This is a genomic window from Aquimarina sp. Aq78, from assembly GCF_900299525.1.
In the GTDB taxonomy this organism is placed as follows: domain Bacteria; phylum Bacteroidota; class Bacteroidia; order Flavobacteriales; family Flavobacteriaceae; genus Aquimarina.
Genome location: NZ_OMKA01000001.1, coordinates 746,599 through 767,736, shown reverse-complemented (window position 1 = coordinate 767,736; position 21,138 = coordinate 746,599). Strand labels below are relative to the sequence as shown.

Here is a 21,138-nt window from a genome sequence, read left to right as displayed (position 1 = left end):
ATGTTTTTTTGGATAATATTCAAAACAATCCATTCTAATATAATTAGATCTAAGTTGTTACTATAATTTATAGTTTAACGATATATTAAACATAGTTCCTAATTGACTAAAATGAAAACCATTATAAGTCATTTGAGAATACCTTTGGTTGAAAGTGATTAAATTAGAACGGGTTTTTAATTCTGCAGGATCATTCATAAGTACATCACCAGCAGCGTTAAGAGATTTAAACTCCCATTCTGGTAAAACGTTTAATAGGTTATTTACATTTACAGCAACAGTAAATTTATCTGTTGCATTAAAGTTAATCCCTAAATCGGTAACAATTTTTGGGATAAACTCAGTTTTTAAATTAGGGCCCAGACCTTGTTGTCTGAATTCTGTTTTTCCGAAATAAGTGTTATTTATAGAGAAATCGAATTTACCTATTTCATAATTTGCTCCTAAAATCCATTTGGTCTTAGGCCTAGAGGTAAAGAATAAAGCTTCCTGAGTTAGGTTAACTACAGATTGTCCAGCACTTGCAACAATTGCCGGGTTTTTAACATCTCCATCTCTTTCGTTTTCTATTGTATAATTACCAGATAAACTAAATCCAAGATTACCACCAGCAAGATTTATATTTTTATAATTAGCAACTACATCTATACCAGAAGTTCTGGTATCTAGTGCGTTAACAAAAAAGCTTAAATCATTTAAGTTATTGTCATTTAGCAATTGATCTAGGCTTGTATTACCAATACTATTACCAACAGCATCGGTAGCGGTTTTTCCAATTTCGGTACTTAATACAATCCTGTCTTCAACCTGAATATTATAATAATCAATAGTGAAGTTTATATTACTGTTAACCTTAGCTCCGATACCTACAGTTATATTTGTGGATTCTTCTGCATCTAATTGTGGGATATCTAATAATTTTGCTTGAGGAGAAACATTATTTATTAATCCACCAACTTGAATTCCTGCTCCTGGAACAAAACTATACTGCGCTTTTTGAGTATAAATTTGATGAAGTGTTGGTGCTCTAAACCCTGTAGAGATAGAGGCTCTTAATGTTAATCTATCTTCTAAGAATTTATAGCGCGAACTCAGTTTCCACACAAAAGCATCACCAAAATCACTATAGTCTTCTAGTCTAACCGTACCGTTAACCAGGAAATCTTCTGTAATATCATACGCTATATCCAAATATCCACCAAAATTATAACGGTTAAAAGTTCCGGAATTTTCAGGACTATTACCAGCAAATGAATCGGCTCCACCACCATCATACGAGGCAAGATCTCCTTCAATAATTTCAAAAGTTTCTGTTCTAAATTCTGCACCAAAACCAATACTGATTTTATCGGTAACTAATTTTGCAATATCAATATTTCCTACACTATGTCTGAATCCTGTTCCTCCGGGATCAAATGATATAGGGCTATTTTCTCTATACAATTCAGAACCTTGTGTGAGTTCACCAGGATCTACAGTACCATTGTCATTTGAGTCAATCCATGTAGACGGAGAATATACCGTATTACGATTGTGCGAATTATTTACTTTATAGGTTTGTGTGTTTCCACCAGTAGTATAACTTAGGTCATAATTCCAACCATTCTTTATAGTTTTAAAACCAATAGTAGCATTATAATCATTTAGATCTCCTTCAAAAGTAGGTACATATCCAATATACTGACCATTTGGTCCATCAGGGAAAAAATCAGCTAAGTAAGGAAAAGCAGCTTCCGTTCTCCAATATGGGGTTCTGTAATTAGCGAAGCTATTTATTTTTTTATAGACATATGCTGCGTTTAGATAGATCTGTGTATGTTTATTTATATCATATCCACCATTTACCAAAAATTTTGCTGCTGCTGTTTCTGGTGACCCATTGATATTTCCCGCATCAGGTTTGAGAGCCAAAAATTGATCAACATCTGCTCTTCCTTGTGTATTTGCAGCATTGATTTCTGCAAGTCTGGTAGTATGATTAGGAGTACCTACGTAGTTATCAATAAATTCTTGCTGAGCTTGTTCGGCTGTAAGACCTGTTAGAGTAGCTCCTCCGTTTAAAGCCTGCCCTCCAGCATCTAAATAGCTACTATAGCTATCAGGATTTGTGAAAACAAAATCATCAAATTCTCCCTGTGCATCTACAGTTCCTGGTCTGTTAGCAAGACTTACCTTAGAGAAATCTACGGTATAGTTAAAGAACCCTTTATCTTCTCCTATAGAACTACCATTATTTAAACTAATTCCAATCGTTTCTCCGTCTCCTTCAGATGTAATTCCTGATCTAATAGTCACAGAGCCTTCTTCGGGATTGTCTTTTAAAATAATATTCATTACACCTGCAATGGCATCAGAACCATATTGTGCAGATGCGCCATCTCTTAATATTTCTACTCGTTTTATGGCATCTGTTGGTATTGCAGAAATATCAGAACCAGTTTCACCTCTTCCCGGAGAGGTTTGAGTATACAATAAAGCACTTAGGTTTTTACGTTTTCCATTAATAAGAATTAAGGTTCTACTAGGTCCCATATTTCTAATTTCATAAGGATCTAATAATGAAGTAGCATCATTAACTGGTGTCTGCACAGTATTAAATGATGGTATTTTATATTGCAATGCTTTATCGAATGTAATTTGACCAGTAGAAGTTAATTCTTTTGCCGGCAATACATCAACAGGAAGCGAAGAAGTAGTATTACTTCTTGGTAGTGCTCTGGATCCAACTAAAATAATCTCATCAAGTTCTGCTCCACCACTTAATGAGATATTGATGGTTGTTTGAGAATTTACAGGTACTTCTTTAGAATTAAAGCCTACATAACTAAAAACCAGAATACCTTCGGGGTTAACTTCGATGCTGTATTTACCATCAAAATCAGTTGTAGAACCATTACTGGTTCCTTTTTCAATAATATTTACTCCAGGTAAAGGAGAACCATCTGCATCCGAGACGACTCCTGTTACTATCTGTTGCGAAAAGCACAGACTTGTGGATAGTACGATTAAAATAAATGCGAGTTTTTTCATGTAATAATTTGTGTTTAAATGATGTTGGTTTAAAATGATTGTCGGTTAAATATATTTAAAAATGCTAGTATTTAACATAAAGTATTATGAATTTTTCAAAATATATGTGAAAAAATCATAAAAAAATGTATTTCTTTCACTCCGGAAGTGTTGTGAATTTGTATTTATAATATTTAGTAAATAGTGGCTGTTTTCGAGGGATAGTAACCAAGTTTTGTTATTGTATTTTGGACACCAAAACGATGAATCGAGGTAAGAAAATAGTACATGATCGTTATGAAGAAGATGAAAATTATAAATATGGAATAAGAAATATCAATATTTCTGATTTCCGAATATTTGAAAAATAAAAAGACCGCCTAAATATTTAGGCGGTCTTCTAATATATGTTTTGGTGTTTTTTAGAAATTAAAATCTAATCTAGCATAGTAATAAGCTCCACCAAATCCCATTTGAACAGCATCCCAGTATCCACCAGCTTCTGTTTCACCATCATTTTGTTGATCGGGATATTCATTAAAAATATTGTTTCCTCCGATAGTAAACTTTAGGTTATCGGTTAGCTTGTATCCTACATTTAGGTCTGCAGTAATTTTAGCACCGTATACATCTTCTGCATCCGTGAAATCGATAAGAACAATCTCACTAAAATGTGTTAAACCAACCCCGGCATTAAATTTATTTTTGCTGTAATTGGCATTAAAAGAAAACTTACTTTCTGGAGCAGAAGCCAATAAAAATGCTTTTTCTCTTTCTCCAAAGAAGGTAGCTTGGTCTAAACTTCCATTATTTATATCCTCAATAGTCATATTATTAATGTTTCCGGCTAGTGTTGCTGATATATTACCAAAATCAAAGTTTCCTTTCCAGGATAGTATTAAATCTAGCCCAATAGTTTCTGTATCTACACCATTGGCAAAGAATTGTGCTTCTGCCACATTTGGTATTTGAGGAGCAGCAAATGTTCCTGTTAATACAATTCTATCTTTAACATTAATATAATACCCATCTACTGTAGCTGTAAAACCACCAAAAGTGGCTGTTGCTCCTAAGGCTCCGTTTAATGCTGTTTCTTCGTCGAGTTGTTGAATCCCAAAAGAAGCAGTTACAGGACTGTTATTAGCAGATAATAGGGTTTCTGTTGCGACTCCACCCTGGAAATCAGTAAATCTAAGGTTGTAGTATATCTGAGCCAGAGAAGGAGCTCTAAAACCTGTACTTACAGATCCACGAATATTAACACCTTCTGTAGCTTTAATTCTAAAAGCTAATTTACCATTAGTAGTACTTCCAAAATCACTATATTCTTCAAATCTTCCTGCAACGCCTAATAAAAAACTATCAGAAATATCTAATTCTGCATCTGCATATATTGAAAGGTTAGATCTTGAACGATCTACTTCGTTTGCAGGACTATATCCGGGAAACCCTTGTGATCCACCAGGTCTCAATTCTCCAGAAAGTGGATCGGTAGGCTGTGTTTGACTTCCTGGATCTGTAATAGGTAAGCCATTAACATCATATGTTGCATAAGACCCTTCCTCGCCAGCAAAAATTTCGAAATTTTCAATTCTGTATTCTGTACCAAAAGCGATGTTTAATCCTTTAAGAATGTTTGGATAATATTTAGAAAGGTCAAGACTGGTTGTGTTTTGACTTAGGCTATGTCCACCAGCATCAAAATCTGTTGGTGAAGAGTCCTGTAACGAGGCGTTTAAAGTTCCTTTTATGAAATAATGAAAATTATTTTTACCCCAGGTATTATTAATATCAATTTTCCAACCGCCTTCAGTTTCGGTTCTAACACCAGCAGAAACAGAATTATCGATAATATTTGATGTTATCCTTGGAGTAAAACCGTTTGAATAAATAGAAGGTACAACACGTTCTCCATCATTACGAGTAAATGCAAAAGCATCAGTATCACGATAATTTCTACCTCCAAAAGCGTATATTTCAGTTTTTTTGGATACAGGAATTGCAGCATTAGCAAAGAAATTAAAACCGTCTATAGCAGCCTCTCCAAAACCTCTCCTGAAATCAAAACCAGGACGTAGTGTTTTGTTTTTACTAATATATTCTGTAGTAAAGTTTGCGTAACCTTCTTCTCCGATTTCTACTCCATAATTAGCGGTTATTTTTACTGATCCTCCATCAAGACTTTTATCATCAGCAATAATGTTTCCATCATTTTCGGTATCGAGTCGATTTCCATCGGTATTAGGAGTTCCCGCAGGAAAATCTCCTTTTGCATTCGTATTATAAGCACCATAACTGATACTTCCTGTTAATTTATTTACATTATCTTTTAGAACAATATTAATAACACCAGCAATAGCATCAGATCCATACTGTGCTGCAGCGCCATCTCTTAAAACTTCAATTCTTTTTATAGCAGACGCAGGAATAGCATTGAGATCTGTTCCAGAGTTCCCTCTTCCACGAGTTCCAAAAACATTAATCAAAGAAGAAGAATGCCTTCTTTTTCCGTTTATTAAAACCAAAGTTTGATCGGGTCCAAGACCACGTAAAGTTGCTGGGTCGATATGATCTGCACCATCTGATCCAGATTGCTTATTAGCATTAAAAGAAGGAGCCGCATACTGCAAGAGTTCATTAATTTCTATTTTACCACTTTTGGTAATAACATCTTGCATATCGATAATGTCAATTGCTACAGGAGTATCGGTTGCAGTTCTTTTTGGACTTCTGGATCCAACCACAATAATAGTACTTAATGCTTCTCCTTCGAGGAGGGTGACATCAATTTTTTCTTGTGTTCCTACTTCTATTTCTTGTGTCTCAAAACCGATATAGCTATATACAAGGATAGCATTTGCATCTATGGCAATTGAGTAGTTACCTTGACTATCTGTTGTTGTACCTTTTGCAGATCCTTTTTCTATAATATTTACATAAGGTATTGGAGATCCTGAAGAGTCAGTAACTGTTCCTGTTACTACTTGTTGACTAAAACACCAACTGGTGAATAAGCAAAATAAAATGAGTGTGATTTTTTTCATAAAAAATGTTTATTAAGGTGATTGTGTCCTTAAATATATCTAAAAGGTTGGTATTTAGCATAAACTGTTAGGTGTTTTTTAATTAGATCCTTGGTTTTATTGATGATTTCAGTTAAAAAGAAGAAATAGCAAAATTGCCTATAAAGCCAAAAAACATAGTCATTATTCATAAATTAAGGGTGTAAAGATTTACTTTAATATTTTTACACCCTTAATTCTCGAAATATTCAGTTACTTTCATTTGTTATACACACGGAGAATTCCATGGTAATGCACATAATGGGGCGCTCCATTCACCACCACAGGCAAGACAATCTTGTTCATTTCTAGGCCATCCAGAACCCTTAATAATCTGAAGTTGTTTTCTGTTTAGTTTCTGAACTCCTTTAAAATTTAAAATGGTTTGTAACATGATTTTTGGTTTTAAGATTTATACTATGTTTTTGAATAATTACTTAAATTTAGGTTTTTCAAATAAAGTGGAGTCTATTATTCATCATAAATTATTTGTAAATAGAGATTTATGCAGAAAAATTTATGTTATATATATTATAAAAAAAGCCGAGTCCTATTGACTCGGCTTTAACTATTAATTAGTATTAGTAAATATTTAGTTTGCTTGATATTTATAGACAATTGTAGTTACCTTGTCTATTTTAGAATCATACATTTCTAGAATAAAATTTTTATCTGTATCAAAATGCCCAAGACAATTATCATTACCTCCTGAGTTTACAATATAATACCCGTTCTTTAGTGGCCTTACTTTAGCAACTTTATCTCCGGATTTATTTAAAAAAGTTACTGTAAAACCTTTCTCATCAGCAACTTTAGTGTAACCCACCATATCCGAAGTAGTTTCAAACTTTTGTACTACTACTTCATCATCTTCATAAATAGCAGATTGATTAATTTGATCCTCACCGTCAGGGCTAAATCTTATTTTGCTTTTTTTAGTAATAACTTCCTGTTTTTTAATAACTTTTTCTTCACCATTAGGCCCTTTGATACGAATCGTTTTAGTCACTGTTTCTTGTGAAGAATTTTGTTTGTCTTTTTTTTCGTCAGATTGCGCGTGATTAACAGCAGTACAAATCATAAATAATGCTGTGATTAGAGTCTTTAAAGTTTTCATTTGTGTGTTTGTTAGGTATAAATTTACAAAAAAACAGAAATATGCTAAAATCTAAGTACCAGCATCAAGAGAATAAATGTTTAGACTGGTAATTTTTGCTGCAAACTATTTATTAAATAATCTTATGAATCTGTACTTGTTTACTATATATGAATAGCATTATCTTTGCACTCTTAAAAATTGGGAGTGAACTATAGAAAATATCCCAACCATTATTAATATACGTACCATGAAAGCAGGAATCGTAGGGTTGCCAAATGTTGGAAAATCAACATTGTTTAATTGTTTATCTAATGCAAAAGCACAGAGTGCTAATTTTCCTTTTTGTACCATAGAACCAAATATTGGTGTGGTGAATGTACCAGACCATAGGTTGGAGAAGCTAGAGGAATTAGTAGTGCCCGAACGGGTAATCCCCGCAACGGTCGAAATTGTTGATATTGCAGGTTTAGTAAAAGGAGCGAGTAAAGGAGAAGGATTAGGAAATCAGTTTTTAGGTAATATTAGAGAAACAGATGCTATAATACATGTATTGCGTTGTTTTGATAATGATAATATTGTTCATGTAGATGGATCGATAGACCCAATTAGAGATAAAGAAACGATTGATATCGAATTACAGCTTAAAGATCTGGAGAGCATAGAAAAAAAACTGGATAAAGTAAAAAGAGCTGCAAAAACTGGTAATAAAGAAGCCCAGAAAGAAGAAGCAATTTTACTAAAACTTAAAGAAGGATTAGAAGCTGGGGTATCGGTTAGAGCAATTGATGTTTCTGAAGACGACCATACGGCATATGTGAAACCATCTCAGTTTATAACAGATAAGCCTGTACTTTATGTTTGTAATGTTGATGAAGGATCTGCGGTAGACGGAAACGATTATGTGAAAAAGGTAAAAGAAACTGTAGCTTCAGAAAAAGCAGAAGTAATAGTGTTAGCTGTTGGAACTGAGGCTGATATTACTGAATTGGATGATTATGAAGAGCGTCAATTATTTTTGCAGGATATGGGATTAGAAGAAGCAGGTGCGTCAATACTAATTCGCGCAGCATATAAATTGTTAAACCAGCAAACTTATTTTACAGCTGGTGTTAAGGAAGTAAGAGCATGGACAGTTAATGTGGGGGCTACTGCACCACAAGCAGCAGGAGTGATTCATACCGATTTTGAGAAAGGTTTTATACGAGCAGAAGTTATCAAATATGATGATTTTGTAAAATATGGCAGTGAATCCAAAGCAAGAGAAGCAGGAAAGCTAGGAGTAGAAGGAAAGGCATATATTGTGAATGATGGAGATGTAATGCATTTCTTATTTAATGTATAAAAAACACTTTATTTATTTATAAAACCTTTCTGGGAATACCAGAAAGGTTTTTTGTTGGGTATCGTAATTAGAAAGTTTTTAGATTTTTCAAAAATAACAATACTACTATTTTTGAAAGATGCAAAATAGTAAGTTATCCTCGTACGGAATTGCACTGGCAATTATTGGTATCGTTTTATTCTCTGCAAAAGCAGTATTAGTCAAATTAGCATATAAATTTGAGATAAGCTCAGAACATCTATTACTGTTTAGAATGTTATTTTCTTTACCCATATACATCGTATTAGCCTTGTATAAAAAGCCCGTAGAAAAAGATAAAATTAGAAGAATAGATTACTTGTGGATTTTGTTTTTTGGGTTTGTTGGGTATTACTTGGCAAGTTATTTTGATTTCCTTGGATTGAAATACATTAAGGCAGGATTAGAACGAATAATTCTTTTTATTTATCCAACACTAGTTATTATTATTTCCCGGATTTTTTTGAAGAGTATAATTACAAAGCAACAATTGTTAGCTATTTTACTAACATATATAGGAGTGATCGTTACGTTTTGGGGAGAGCTTCAAATCGAAACTAGTCATATCGTTTTAGGAGGATCTTTGATTTTCTTGAGTGCACTAACCTATGCAATTTATCTGGTGGGGAGTGGGTGGTTAATTCCTAAGTTTGGAGTAGTAACTTTTACCTCATATGCTATGATAGTTTCATCTTTATGTATAATTATTCAATATCTGATTTTTGATAGACAAAACATAATGAATTATCCGTTAGAAGTATATCTTATTTGTATAATCATGGCTGTTTTTTCTACAATTATACCTTCTTATTTGGTATCTGCAGCTATTGCTAAACTTGGGGCATCTAATTTTTCGATTATAGCAAGTTTGGGTCCTGTATCTACTATCCTTTTGGCTTATTTCGTTTTGGGAGAAAATTTGTCAACAGTCCAGGTAATCGGAGCAGCAATAGTGATTTTCGGAGTATATGTGATCTCAAAGAAAAAATGAAAGAAAGTAAAATCTATTCACCTATAAAAAGTTTCAATGTTATTTTTAAACGTTTTTTAATGTTTTTTCAGTAATTTAACACTCTAATTAGTAAGTGTTTACTTACGTTGATGGGGATTACTTTCCAAAGAAAATATTGGAAATGTAAATTAGATTTGTAATTTTTATGGGTAAAGGGGGTTTAAGAATAATAGTATTGTACTGTTTTGTATATATGGGTATTGTCAGTTACGGACAAATAAACTATAGTACTGATGGCAACAAAGTGTCATCACTAGAGAAATCAGGTAAAGAAAAATCGGAACCGTTAGAAGTTAAAAAGGTGAACTTTGATGAAGATAGATATCAAAGAGATCCTGAATACAATGAGAAAGAAGCGTATTTGGCAGAAATAGCCAGAAAAGATACTATTATTAATATACTATTGGTTGGCCTTGTTCTACTGCTAATAGCTTTGTTTTTCTTTTATTGGAAATATAGAGTAAGAAAAAAAAGTAGTGATGTCTTAAAAGAAAAAAATAAAGAACTCATTGAAGCAAAGGCAGAAGCAGAGAAACTTACCAATACAAAATCTCAATTTATTTCTACTGTAAGTCATGAACTAAGAACTCCTCTTTATGGTGTGGTAGGAATTACGACATTATTATTAGAAGAAAAAGATATTTTACCAAAGCATAAAAAATTGCTTAATTCATTAAAATTTTCTGGTGACTACCTTCTGGATTTAATAAATAAAGTATTGAAAATAAGTAAGATTGAGTCTAATAATGAGAAACTTACAAAGACTCCTACAAATCTACTTAAGCTTTCTCAGAACTTATTATATTCTTTTGAGTATCAGGCAAAAAACAAAAACAATGAACTTGTTTTAGAAATACCTAACGAATTACCTGATGTATTAGATGTTGATTCTCTTAAAATATCCGAAGTTCTAATTAATCTGATCGGAAATTCATCAAAATTTACCGAAAATGGAAAGATATGGCTTAGAATAAAAATCCTCTCTTTAGAGAATGAAATGATTACAATTAGATATGAAGTAGAAGATAATGGTGTAGGAATCCCAGAAGATAAAAAAGAGTTTGTATTCGAGAAGTTTTCTCAGGTTGGTAGAGAGTTTAATAAATCTGAAGGAACTGGATTAGGTTTATCTATTGTTAAAAACCTTTTAGAAATGATGGATAGCGAAATTTATCTGGATAGTAAAGAAGGTAGGGGAACCAAATTTCATTTTGATTTACAATTAGAAATCATAGACGAAAAGGAAGAGAAAGAAATAGATTTGAATAGTAGTAGTATGAATACTATTTATAGACGAATATTAGTCGCAGAGGACAACAAAATAAATCAAATCGTTACCAAAAACCTTTTAAATATAATTGGATATGACTGTACTATTGTAGAGAACGGCTTTAATGCACTGCAAATGGTTAAAAAAGAGGATTTTGATCTTATTTTGATGGATCTAAATATGCCCTATCTTAATGGAACAGAAGCCACCAGACGTATACGAGAATTTAATCAGATCACACCTATTATTGCTCTTACGGCTTCTGAGTTAAGTGAAGTGCAAGAAGAATGTATGGAAATAGGAATGAATGATATTATTAATAAACCATTAAATAAGAATGATCTTAAAAATATTATAACAAAGCATTTGCTGCCCTAATTTATTAGTGAGAAGGGAATATCTCATTAATAAATGAAATGACATTCTTAATCACAATTTCCGAATTCTCTTTGTGTGGCGTATGTCCAATATCTGGTATTAGTAAAGCTTTTGAGTACCCCGATGTGTTTTTTACAATAGAGTTTACCTGATCCAGTGTTCCATATTCATCTTTTTCACCCTGAATTATTAGTGAAGGACATTCAATCTTAGGTAAATATTCTTCGATATTCCAAGATTGATAAGTTTCAGAAAGCCATGTCTCTGCCCACAATCTAAAAACTGTATCCGTCTTATCTCCGTGGTATTTATATAATTTCTCTTTAAGAGAAGTATTTTGGTACGCAAGGACTGTTGCTTTAATACCATTAATGGTTTCTTGTTCTACAAATACATGGGCTCCTTCGGTAATAATACCAATAACTTTTTCTGGAAACAAAGCTGCAGTTAATAAAGCAATACTTCCACCATCACTATGACCAAATAGTATAACGTTTTTTAATTCTAGATTCTGTATTATTTTTGCTAAAATATAAGCTTCTTCTTTTAAGTAATCATTATTTCTTTTTGAAGTAATAAAAGGAGCAGATTTACCATAGCCTTGGCGATCATAAGAAATAATATTACACCCTGTTTTTAATGCTATTTGTTTGGGAAAATCTTTCCATAATTCAACACACCCTAAAGAATCATGTAAGAAAATAACGGTTGCCTTTTCTGGTGCTAGTAACTCAGGGCTTTTAGAGAATTGTAATCGCTGTTTATCAATTATTAAATCCAAAATAGTGGTTTTGTTATAAAAAGTGCTAAAAATAAGCTAAAGTCTATGCAAATTGTATAATTTGCGCCATTAAAGTTGAAACACTAGACATTTTTTTAAGTCTAGCTATAGTAAATAGTTAATCCAATACAATGAAAAAAACATTAGCCAAGATTTCCATTGGTGTATTATTAATTGGTTGTGGAACCAGTAACCTTACAAATGATATAGCAACAAATGTACCTATAGCAACAGCTATAGATTTAACTCAGGTAAAAGACGATAAAGTTCCGGTTACTATAAACCCAGGACGCTTTATTCAGGATACCGTAAAATATCGTATTCCCAAAGTGGTTCAAGGTACTTATGCAGTAAGTGATTTTGGGAAATTTGTAGATGATTTTAAGGCTTTTGATTATCAGGGAAATGAAATTAAAACTGAAAAAAAAGATACTAATACATGGTTGATTCCGAATGCCAAGCAGCTTGATAGAATTAGTTACCTGGTAAATGACACCTATGATATAGAGAACACAGACATCGGTACGCCTTTCTCTCCTTCTGGAACTAATATAGAACCAGAAAATTATGTATTGAACCTTCACGGATTTATTGGATATTTTGATGTACTGAAAAATAACCAGTATGCATTAGAGGTAAAAGCTCCATCTGAAATGAAGAGAACTTCTGCGTTACAAAAAGTAGGATCAGAAGTTAGTGATGATAAAGTAATTACCGTAGATAAATATTTGGCAACACGGTATTTCGAAATTACAGACAATCCAATGATGTATGGAGATCTTGATGTCGAAGAATTTATGGTAGGAGATATCAAAATTGTGTTAAGTATATATTCACCAAATAAAGTGCATACAGCAGCTAAGATAAAAGAAACTGTATTTAAAATGATGAAAGGGCAAAAGGCATATCTTGGAGATATCAATAGTACTCCTCGTTATGATATATATTTATATTTAGCACCTAGCACTGAAAATGCCCCTACGGGATTTGGAGCACTAGAGCATCATACGTCTACCGTAGTAGTATTACCAGAACAAATGCCCGATGAAGCGTTGGCATCTGCAATGATTGATGTAGTTTCTCATGAGTTTTTCCATATTGTAACTCCTCTTAGTGTTCATTCTGAAGATGTACATTACTTCGATTATGACAAACCCACTTTTTCAAAGCATTTATGGATGTATGAAGGAGTAACCGAATATTTTGCGACCTTATTTCAGGTTAACCAGGGATTGGTAGAAGAGCAGGAGTTTTATGATAAAATCATGGGTAAAATTCAGAGTGCAAGCGGATTTGATGATACAATGAGTTTTACGGTAATGAGTGAAAATATATTGGATCAACCTTATGCAGCTAACTATGTTAATGTATATGAAAAAGGAGCATTAATAGGTATGTGTATTGATATTCTAATGCGTGAAGAAAGTAATGGGAATCGAGGAATCCTATCTTTAATGAAAGAGTTATCTCTTAAATATGGTAAAAACAAACCTTTTAACGATGATAAAATTATAGAAGAGATTACGGCAATGACTTATCCGGCTATTGGTGAATTTTTGAAAACTCATGTTGTAGGAAAAACTCCTATTAACTATGAAGAATTCTTTAAAAAAGTAGGGTTATCAATAGAATCAGAAAGAGTGGAAACAAATTATATCCAAAATTCTGGAGTTTTAATTGTAGCTGGAAATCAGGAAAAAGGAACTATCTTTTTTACAGATTTAGTTTCTGATAATAGCTTTTGGGCAGAAAATGGAGCGAAACCAAACGATGATATTGTAGAAGTAAATGGTACTAAATTGACATTGCAGAATGCTAATAATATACTAGGTGCGACTTTTCAATGGCAAGAAGGAGATGATATTGAAGTTAAACTTAATAGAGCAGGAGAGGAAGTTGTTATTAAAACTAAAGTAACTAAATCTTTTACCAAAGGGAAAAAACTTAAAGTAATTGATAATTCTACAAAAGAGCAATCAGAGCTTAGAAAAGCTTGGTTAAAAGGGTAGGTTTACAAAACAAAACTAAAAAAGGCCCTGTTATAAGGGCCTTTTTTAGTTTTAAATAACATCTTCTTCATAAGGAATCGTATTTAAGACATATTGTATTGCTTTAATTCGTGCTTCAGTTTTGCGATCTGCTTCAATAATAACCCAGGGAGAAAGCTCGGTATTTGTTTTTTCAAACATTTTAACCTTATACTTTGTATATTCATCCCATAGTCCTTGAGCCTTTTCATCTACAGGGGTCATTTTCCATTTTTTTAAAGGACTTGATTTGATATCTTTAAAGCGAGTAGCTTGTTCTTCTTTGGTGATTGAAAAATAAAATTTAATGAGATAAGTATCAGATTCTAGTATCATTCTTTCAAAATCATTTACCTGTCCCATGAATGTAGTATACTGGTTTTCGGTGCAGAATCCGTTAACAGGTTCTACAACCGCCCGATTATACCAACTACGATCAAAAAGAACCATTTCTCCTGGTGTAGGCAGTTGATTAACATAACGTTGAAAATACCATTGTCCTTCTTCTTCACTTGTAGGTTTTGGTAATGCTACAATGCGAAAATGCCTAGGGTTTATATGAGAAGTAATACGGCGTATTGCCCCGCCTTTTCCTGCAGCATCACGACCTTCAAAAATAATTACTATTTTCTTCTCATTTTTAATGGTCCAGTTTTGCAATTTGATAAGTTCGACCTGGAGTTCTTTTAATTGTATCTCATATTTAACCATTCTCAAAACCTTTTCAACATCAGTTTTTTTATCCATAAACAGATATTTTAAACCAATAGGAGAGTTTAGGATTTCCAGATCTTCTTTAGAAAGATTAATATTTTTTGTTTTTTGAGTTGCCGTCATAAATCAAATATCTATTTGTTCAATATATCTATAGTATCTTAGGATCACATTAGGATCAGGAAGTAATGTAGTTTTTGCTTTCGATTTACCAGTATAGTCAAATCTCGATAATACATACCTCATACTTTCTAAACGAGCAGTTTTCTTACTATTGGTTTTTACAATAACCCAGGGGCTAAATGTAGTATGGGTTTTTGAGAACATTTGCTCCTTGTATTTTGTGTATTTAGTCCATAACTGTTGTCCTTTCATATCTACAGGGCTAAATTTCCATACTTTTAGAGGATTCTGTAGTCTTGCATCAAAACGTTTTTTCTGCTCTTCTTTTGATATAGAGAACCAAAACTTGATTACTATAATCCCATCTTCATATAGCATATGCTCAAATTCGGGAACCTGAACCATAAAATTTTTATATTGTTTATTGGTGCAAAATCCCATAACAGGTTCTACAACAGCACGGTTATACCAGCTACGGTCAAAAAAAACAATCTCTCCCGGATTAGGCAATTCTTTAATATATCTTCTAAAATACCATTGCCCTTTTTCGACCTCGGTAGGTTTTGATAATGCAACAATACGCATAGAACGAGGATTAAGGTGCTCTGTAAATCGTTTTATAGATCCTCCTTTACCTGCAGCATCTCTCCCTTCAAAAATTATTGCAACACGTAACTTCTTTTTTGCTATCCATTGCTGAAGGTTAACCAGTTCTCCTTGTAGAGAACGAAGCTCTTCTTCGTATCGAAGTTTCTGTAATATTTTTTTGATGTTGATGTTTTTTTGATCAGCAATATTGATCAAATGTTTCCGTTTTTTGACTTGATTTAGTTCTTCAAGTGTAAACATAAAGTTTATAATTTGTTATTCTATAAGTAGCGATTAAAGGTAAAAATAAAATGAATTTTATCGAACTATAGTAACAATTCTTTAGCATAAAATAACCGGAAGAATACATTTAGATTATTTTTTCAGCTATACTTTCCAGAAGAACCTTTCTTTGGCTTTTGATTTTGCACCTATTTTTTTATAAAATGTAATCGCAACGATATTAAAATCTGGAGTTTGCCATTGAATAATACTACAATTTTGTGATACAGCATATTCTCTTACCATAGCCATTATTTTTGTGCCAATTCCTTTTCCTCGTGTTTCTTCTTTAAGATACAAACAATCAAGATAGATATAAAAATCAGCATCCCAGGTCGAGAACTGTTTCATAAAAGTTGCATACCCCAAAAGCTCATTATTTCGCTCTACAACAACGCATTTTAGAGCACTCTCTGACTCAAAAATATAGTGTAAAAGTGATGCTGCTTTCTCTTTAGAATCAAACTTTGCTTTTTCATATATTGCGTGAGCTTTACATAGTAAAACAATTTGTTTAATATCTTCTTCTTTTGCAAATCTAATGGTCATGATTTCGTTTTTAGCATGCACATTGAATTAAGGAACCTTCGGTTGGTTTGATTCCCTGGGTGACATATCCATCAAATTTCCACCATTCAATACCACCCATTAATTCTTTTACTTTAAATCCAAGCCTGGTCATGTGTAATGCTCCCTTGGTAGAAGCGTTACAACCGATACCGTCACAATAACAAATATAAGTTTTTGTTTTGTCAAGATGGGCTGTGTTTTCTAATGTCATTTCTTGATGAGGTAAGTTAATAGCAGTCGGGATATGTTCCTTTTCGTATCCAAAAGATTGTCTTGTATCAACTACTACGATGTTTTCTTCCTTTTCAAGAGCATCAAATAAGTCAGATGGATCCATTTCATAAGCTAATTTATTTTCGTAAAATTTAATTTGATTTTCCATAACTCTGTGTTTTTGTTTTGTCAAATGTAACATCAATTTAGAGCCCGTTTCTCATAAATTAGATGAATGATTTGATGTTGTAGCTGAAATATTTTCATATTCGTTACACTAGTATTATTGTAGCTTTGCAGGTATGGATATTAAGTATTTTAGATTAATAAAAACGATTACAGAAGAAGGTAATATCGCTAACTCATCAGAGCGATTATTTTTAACTCAATCGGCATTAAGTCATCAATTAAAAGAATTAGAAGGAAGGTTAGGCTTTAAAGTATTTCATAGAACAAGAAACAAATGGAAACTAACTGAAGAAGGTTTGGAATTATATAAGATGGCTAATGAAGTGTTGGAAACTATAGCGCAGGGATTTAATAGTATTCAACAAATAAAAAATGGATCCAAAGGAAGTATTAAAGTGAGTACAGAGTGTTATTCTTTTTATCAGGGATTACCTGGGTTCATTCAAAAAATGGGAATGCTATATCCTCAAATTGATGTTGACCTTATTCTTGAAGCCACGCATCAACCGATTTCAAAACTATTATCAAACGAAATTGATATCGCTTTGGTTACTTCAGAACCAGCAAATGATCAATTATCTAGTATTGCACTGTTTGAGGATGAAACCTATGCTATTATGCACAAAGAACATAGATATAGCGAAGTAGAATATTTAAGTGCCGATAATTTTGAGGATATTCATTTGATTATTCATTCTTTTCCATTAGAAACAGTATCGGTTTATGAGCAATTCTTAAAACCTAATAAAATAACACCTATAAAAATTTCTGCCATTCCCCTTACCGAAGTTTCTTTAGAAATGGTGAATGCAAATATGGGAGTTATATGCATGCCAAAATGGGCATTAAAATTACTAAAAATACCTAAAGATTTGATTTTTAAAAGCATTGGAAAGTATGGTGTGAAAAGAACTCATTATCTGGTTATTAGAAAAGAAGACATTAATAAAAAATATATTAACGATTTTGTTTCAAGCTTTGAAGAGGGATTTTTGAGTATATGATTTCAAAAAATACACAATCTAAAACACACTTAAGATGAGATGTTAAACCTTAAATGTGTTTTAAATGTGATAAGATTTCTAGACTTAGGAATCACTGCTTTTTATTAACAATCCTTTATATTATAAGAATGGATTAGCCCATTTTTCATTAGTGTAAACATTATTTCCTGAGAGTGTTAATAAAAACTCTTTCAAATCACTTATTTCCTGAGCTGTCATTTGTAGGTTTTGTAGATTCCCTCCGGGCTTTAATCTTCGGTCCAACTGAGGATTGTCTGATGTATTAGGAATATCGTTATAATGATCAATAACCTGATCTAAGTCAACAGCAAAGTGCATTAAAGGACCATTAAGTTCTCCTTCTGGATTAAAAACATCACGTAGAGAGGGAGCTCTGGTAACGGTAAAATCAGTATCTGTTATGACTGTTGCAATGCGATGAATAAAGCCGTTATTTAAACTTTGTGGGTCAATATCAAATTCTGGTGGTCTATGACATGCGGCACAACCAACTCCACCCGAAGTCCTATTTCCGTTAGCATCAAAGTTTGGGCGATCTAAAAACAACTGTTTTCCATTGTTTTCATTTTGCGAAAAATTAGTAAATGGTGCCCTGTCATTTGGGGAGGAAGCTCTTCCTGTATCATATCTAGAATCAAAAGATTGAATACTTCTAATGAACTGAGCTAGTACTAACTGTATTTTATTTTCTGTAATTTCCGATTCACCATAAACCCAATTAAATAATTCTGGATAATAATCGGTTTCATTTAGTTTATTTAATAAATCCTCAAAATTTAAATCTCCATTAGTACCGCTAAATCCCATTTCTGCATGATCCTGGATTGGCATTGTTGTTTGTTCTTCTAATGATGAAGCTCTTTCATCCCAGAAGAAATTTGTTTCATCTGCAAACCTAGAATTAATTAGCCGCATAGAATGCCTGGCTGTGGTTCCATTTACACCTTGACTTACCAATGCATTATCACTAAAAGCAGTGGATTGAATGTGACAGCTAGAACATGAAATAGTGTTGTTAGAAGATAAATTTTTATCATAAAATAAGATTCTACCTAGAGTAGCTCCTTCATTAGTGATTTCATTACCATTTGTATTATCTTTTGTAATGTAGGCAGGAGGTATTGCTACATAATTGGATAAATTGTCGAAATCAATATTAAAATACGAGGAGAAATCAAAAGAAGAAGTTATCGGGTTGGTACCTGTAGTGGTTTCAGTATTAATATCAATTTCCTGATTGGATATATCATCATTAGAACAAGCATAAGTAGTTAATAAAATTGATAGTAGCAGGATTTTTTTCATAGTATCGAGATCTTTAGTTGTACGTACTATGACCACATTTTATAGAAATGGTTTAATCTGTGCACAAATTTTTTGAATTATTTTAAAATAATGATCTTTTGATTTCCGTTTTTTATTTAAAAACGGTCTAATTAGATGGATCAAATGGCTGCATACCAAATAATCAACAAAATTCACTATCGATTTGTTAATTACTTTGTAGAAAGGCTATTTTAATTTTGTAAGTGAAACCTTATATTAGCAGGCATTCTACCCAAAATTTATGAGCAAAGAAACCAAATATACCGAAGATAATATACGATCCCTCGACTGGAAAGAACATATACGTATGCGACCCGGAATGTATATCGGGAAACTAGGTGATGGTTCTTCTGCAGATGATGGAATTTATATTTTAGTAAAAGAGGTACTCGACAATTCGATTGATGAATATGTAATGGGAGCCGGTAAGACGATCGAGATTTCTATACAAGGAGAAAAAGTAGTGGTTAGAGATTATGGTCGTGGGATTCCGCTAGGCAAAGTGGTAGACGTAGTTTCTAAAATGAATACTGGAGGTAAATATGATTCCCGGGCATTTAAAAAATCAGTAGGACTTAATGGAGTGGGTACCAAAGCGGTTAATGCGTTATCTGCATTCTTTAAAGTAGAATCTACTAGAGACGGTAAATCAGCTTCGGCAGAATTCGAAAAAGGAAATCTCACGAATCAGGAAACATTAGAAGAAACTTCTCGTAGAAGAGGAACTAAAGTATCTTTTGTACCAGATGGTACTATATTTAAACATTATAAGTACCGCGCAGAGTATGTAGCCAAAATGCTAAAAAACTATGTGTACCTTAATCCAGGTTTGACCATTATTTTTAATGGAGAGAAATATTTTTCAGAAAATGGATTAAAAGATTTACTTTCTGATACTATAAATAAAGAGGATCGATTGTATGATATTATTCATCTTCAAGGTGATGATATAGAAATAGCGATTACTCATAGTAAAACACAATATAGTGAGGAGTACCATTCTTTTGTAAATGGGCAGCATACTACACAAGGAGGAACACATCAGGCTGCATTTCGAGAAGCAGTAGTAAAGACCATTAGAGAATATTATGGTAAAAACTATGAGGCCAGTGATATTCGTAAATCAATTGTGTCTGCGATAAGCATAAAAGTGATGGAACCTGTTTTCGAAAGTCAGACCAAGACCAAATTGGGATCCACAGAAATGGGAGGAGACTTACCAACAGTTCGAACCTATATTAATGATTTTGTAAAAACTAAATTAGACAACTTTCTTCATAAGAACCCTAATACAGCAGAAAGTCTACAACGTAAAATATTACAGGCAGAGCGCGAACGTAAAGATTTATCCGGAATTCGGAAACTAGCAAAAGAAAGGGCAAAAAAAGCCAGTCTACATAATAAAAAATTAAGAGATTGCCGTGTTCATCTTACCGATAGTAAGAAAGATCGTAATCTCGAAAGTACTCTGTTTATTACCGAGGGAGATTCTGCAAGTGGATCTATAACCAAATCCAGAGATGTGAATACTCAAGCTGTTTTTAGCTTACGCGGAAAACCGTTGAATAGCTATAACATGAGTAAAAAGATTGTCTATGAAAATGAAGAATTCAATCTGTTACAAGCAGCATTAAATATAGAAGAATCATTAGAAGATTTAAGATATAACAATATTGTAATCGCAACAGATGCCGATGTAGATGGAATGCACATCCGATTGTTGTTAATCACCTTTTTCTTACAGTTCTTTCCCGAAGTAATAAAAGAAGGGCATTTATATATATTGCAGACTCCGTTGTTTAGAGTTCGGAACAAAAAAGAAACAATCTATTGTTATTCTGAGCAGGAAAGAAGAGATGCTATCGCAAAATTATCGGGTAAACCAGAAATCACACGATTTAAGGGATTAGGTGAGATTTCTCCAGATGAATTTGTGCATTTTATAGGGGATGATATACGTTTAGATCCTGTAATGCTGGATAAAGAAAAATCGATTGAAGAATTATTGTCTTTTTATATGGGAAAAAATACGCCACAACGACAAGAATTTATCATAGATAATCTAAAAGTAGAACTGGATACAATAGAGGAAGAATTATAATTATTTAGA

At 32.7% G+C, this 21,138-nt stretch carries 16 protein-coding genes; 6 read left to right on the top strand and 10 right to left on the bottom strand.

The genetic code is table 11. The features are described 5' to 3' along the window. Positions 1-60 precede the first annotated feature (60 nt). The 4 genes from DG435_RS03250 to DG435_RS03240 form a co-directional block, all read right to left on the bottom strand. A complete protein-coding gene (locus DG435_RS03250) occupies positions 61-3,030 on the bottom strand; it encodes a TonB-dependent receptor domain-containing protein (RefSeq protein ID WP_106793753.1) in 2,970 nt (989 codons plus the stop codon). Positions 3,031-3,431: 401 nt separating this feature from the next. Next, a complete protein-coding gene (locus DG435_RS03245; protein WP_106793754.1) occupies positions 3,432-6,053 on the bottom strand; it encodes a TonB-dependent receptor in 2,622 nt (873 codons plus the stop codon). A 244-nt stretch (positions 6,054-6,297) separates the two neighbouring features. Then, positions 6,298-6,465, bottom strand: a complete 168-nt coding sequence (locus tag DG435_RS25820) for a hypothetical protein (RefSeq protein ID WP_167549783.1) — start codon at positions 6,463-6,465, stop codon at positions 6,298-6,300. Positions 6,466-6,663: 198 nt separating this feature from the next. Further along, positions 6,664-7,188 carry a hypothetical protein gene (locus DG435_RS03240; protein WP_106793755.1) on the bottom strand — a complete coding sequence of 175 codons (525 nt, stop codon included), beginning with the start codon at positions 7,186-7,188 and terminating at the stop codon, positions 6,664-6,666. Positions 7,189-7,417: 229 nt separating this feature from the next. Here DG435_RS03240 and ychF point away from each other — a divergent pair, with 229 nt between their 5' ends. From ychF to DG435_RS03225, 3 genes are all read left to right on the top strand, one after another. Continuing rightward, the gene (ychF, locus tag DG435_RS03235; protein WP_106793756.1) at positions 7,418-8,512 is read left to right on the top strand and encodes a redox-regulated ATPase YchF; all 1,095 of its coding nucleotides are present in this window, start codon (positions 7,418-7,420) and stop codon (positions 8,510-8,512) included. Between the two features lie 118 nt (positions 8,513-8,630). Then, positions 8,631-9,521, top strand: a complete 891-nt coding sequence (locus tag DG435_RS03230; RefSeq protein WP_106793757.1) for a DMT family transporter — start codon at positions 8,631-8,633, stop codon at positions 9,519-9,521. Between the two features lie 214 nt (positions 9,522-9,735). Beyond that, positions 9,736-11,190, top strand: coding sequence for a response regulator (locus DG435_RS03225; protein ID WP_159025663.1), 1,455 nt, complete (start codon positions 9,736-9,738; stop codon positions 11,188-11,190). Positions 11,191-11,194: 4 nt separating this feature from the next. Here DG435_RS03225 and DG435_RS03220 read toward each other — a convergent pair whose 3' ends face one another. Next, positions 11,195-11,971 carry an alpha/beta fold hydrolase gene (locus DG435_RS03220; protein WP_234387142.1) on the bottom strand — a complete coding sequence of 259 codons (777 nt, stop codon included), beginning with the start codon at positions 11,969-11,971 and terminating at the stop codon, positions 11,195-11,197. 131 nt (positions 11,972-12,102) lie between these two features. On the opposite strand from DG435_RS03220, the gene DG435_RS03215 reads away from it, so the two are divergent. Beyond that, positions 12,103-13,980, top strand: a complete 1,878-nt coding sequence (locus DG435_RS03215) for a peptidase M61 (RefSeq protein ID WP_108840557.1) — start codon at positions 12,103-12,105, stop codon at positions 13,978-13,980. A 51-nt stretch (positions 13,981-14,031) separates the two neighbouring features. Here DG435_RS03215 and ppk2 (DG435_RS03210) read toward each other — a convergent pair whose 3' ends face one another. The 4 genes from ppk2 (DG435_RS03210) to DG435_RS03195 all read right to left on the bottom strand — a co-directional run bounded on the left by ppk2 (DG435_RS03210) (position 14,032) and on the right by DG435_RS03195 (position 16,612). After that, positions 14,032-14,835 (bottom strand): polyphosphate kinase 2, encoded by an 804-nt coding sequence (ppk2, locus tag DG435_RS03210; protein ID WP_106794628.1) that lies wholly within the window; start codon positions 14,833-14,835, stop codon positions 14,032-14,034. A gap of 3 nt (positions 14,836-14,838) precedes the next feature. Further along, positions 14,839-15,684: a polyphosphate kinase 2 gene (gene ppk2 / locus DG435_RS03205; protein WP_106794627.1), complete on the bottom strand. Its 846-nt coding sequence runs from the start codon at positions 15,682-15,684 to the stop codon at positions 14,839-14,841. 126 nt (positions 15,685-15,810) lie between these two features. Then, on the bottom strand, positions 15,811-16,254 hold the full coding sequence (locus DG435_RS03200) for a GNAT family N-acetyltransferase (protein ID WP_106794626.1): 444 nt from the start codon (positions 16,252-16,254) through the stop codon (positions 15,811-15,813). Positions 16,255-16,264: 10 nt separating this feature from the next. Beyond that, complete coding sequence (locus DG435_RS03195; protein WP_369871615.1) at positions 16,265-16,612, bottom strand: rhodanese-like domain-containing protein; 348 nt, start codon at positions 16,610-16,612, stop codon at positions 16,265-16,267. Positions 16,613-16,790: 178 nt separating this feature from the next. On the opposite strand from DG435_RS03195, the gene DG435_RS03190 reads away from it, so the two are divergent. Beyond that, positions 16,791-17,681: a LysR family transcriptional regulator gene (locus DG435_RS03190; RefSeq protein ID WP_106794625.1), complete on the top strand. Its 891-nt coding sequence runs from the start codon at positions 16,791-16,793 to the stop codon at positions 17,679-17,681. 120 nt (positions 17,682-17,801) lie between these two features. Here DG435_RS03190 and DG435_RS03185 read toward each other — a convergent pair whose 3' ends face one another. Beyond that, complete coding sequence (locus tag DG435_RS03185) at positions 17,802-19,007, bottom strand: cytochrome-c peroxidase (protein WP_106794624.1); 1,206 nt, start codon at positions 19,005-19,007, stop codon at positions 17,802-17,804. 262 nt (positions 19,008-19,269) lie between these two features. Here DG435_RS03185 and DG435_RS03180 point away from each other — a divergent pair, with 262 nt between their 5' ends. Continuing rightward, positions 19,270-21,129, top strand: coding sequence for a DNA topoisomerase IV subunit B (locus DG435_RS03180; protein WP_106794623.1), 1,860 nt, complete (start codon positions 19,270-19,272; stop codon positions 21,127-21,129). The last annotated feature ends 9 nt before the right edge of the window (positions 21,130-21,138 follow it).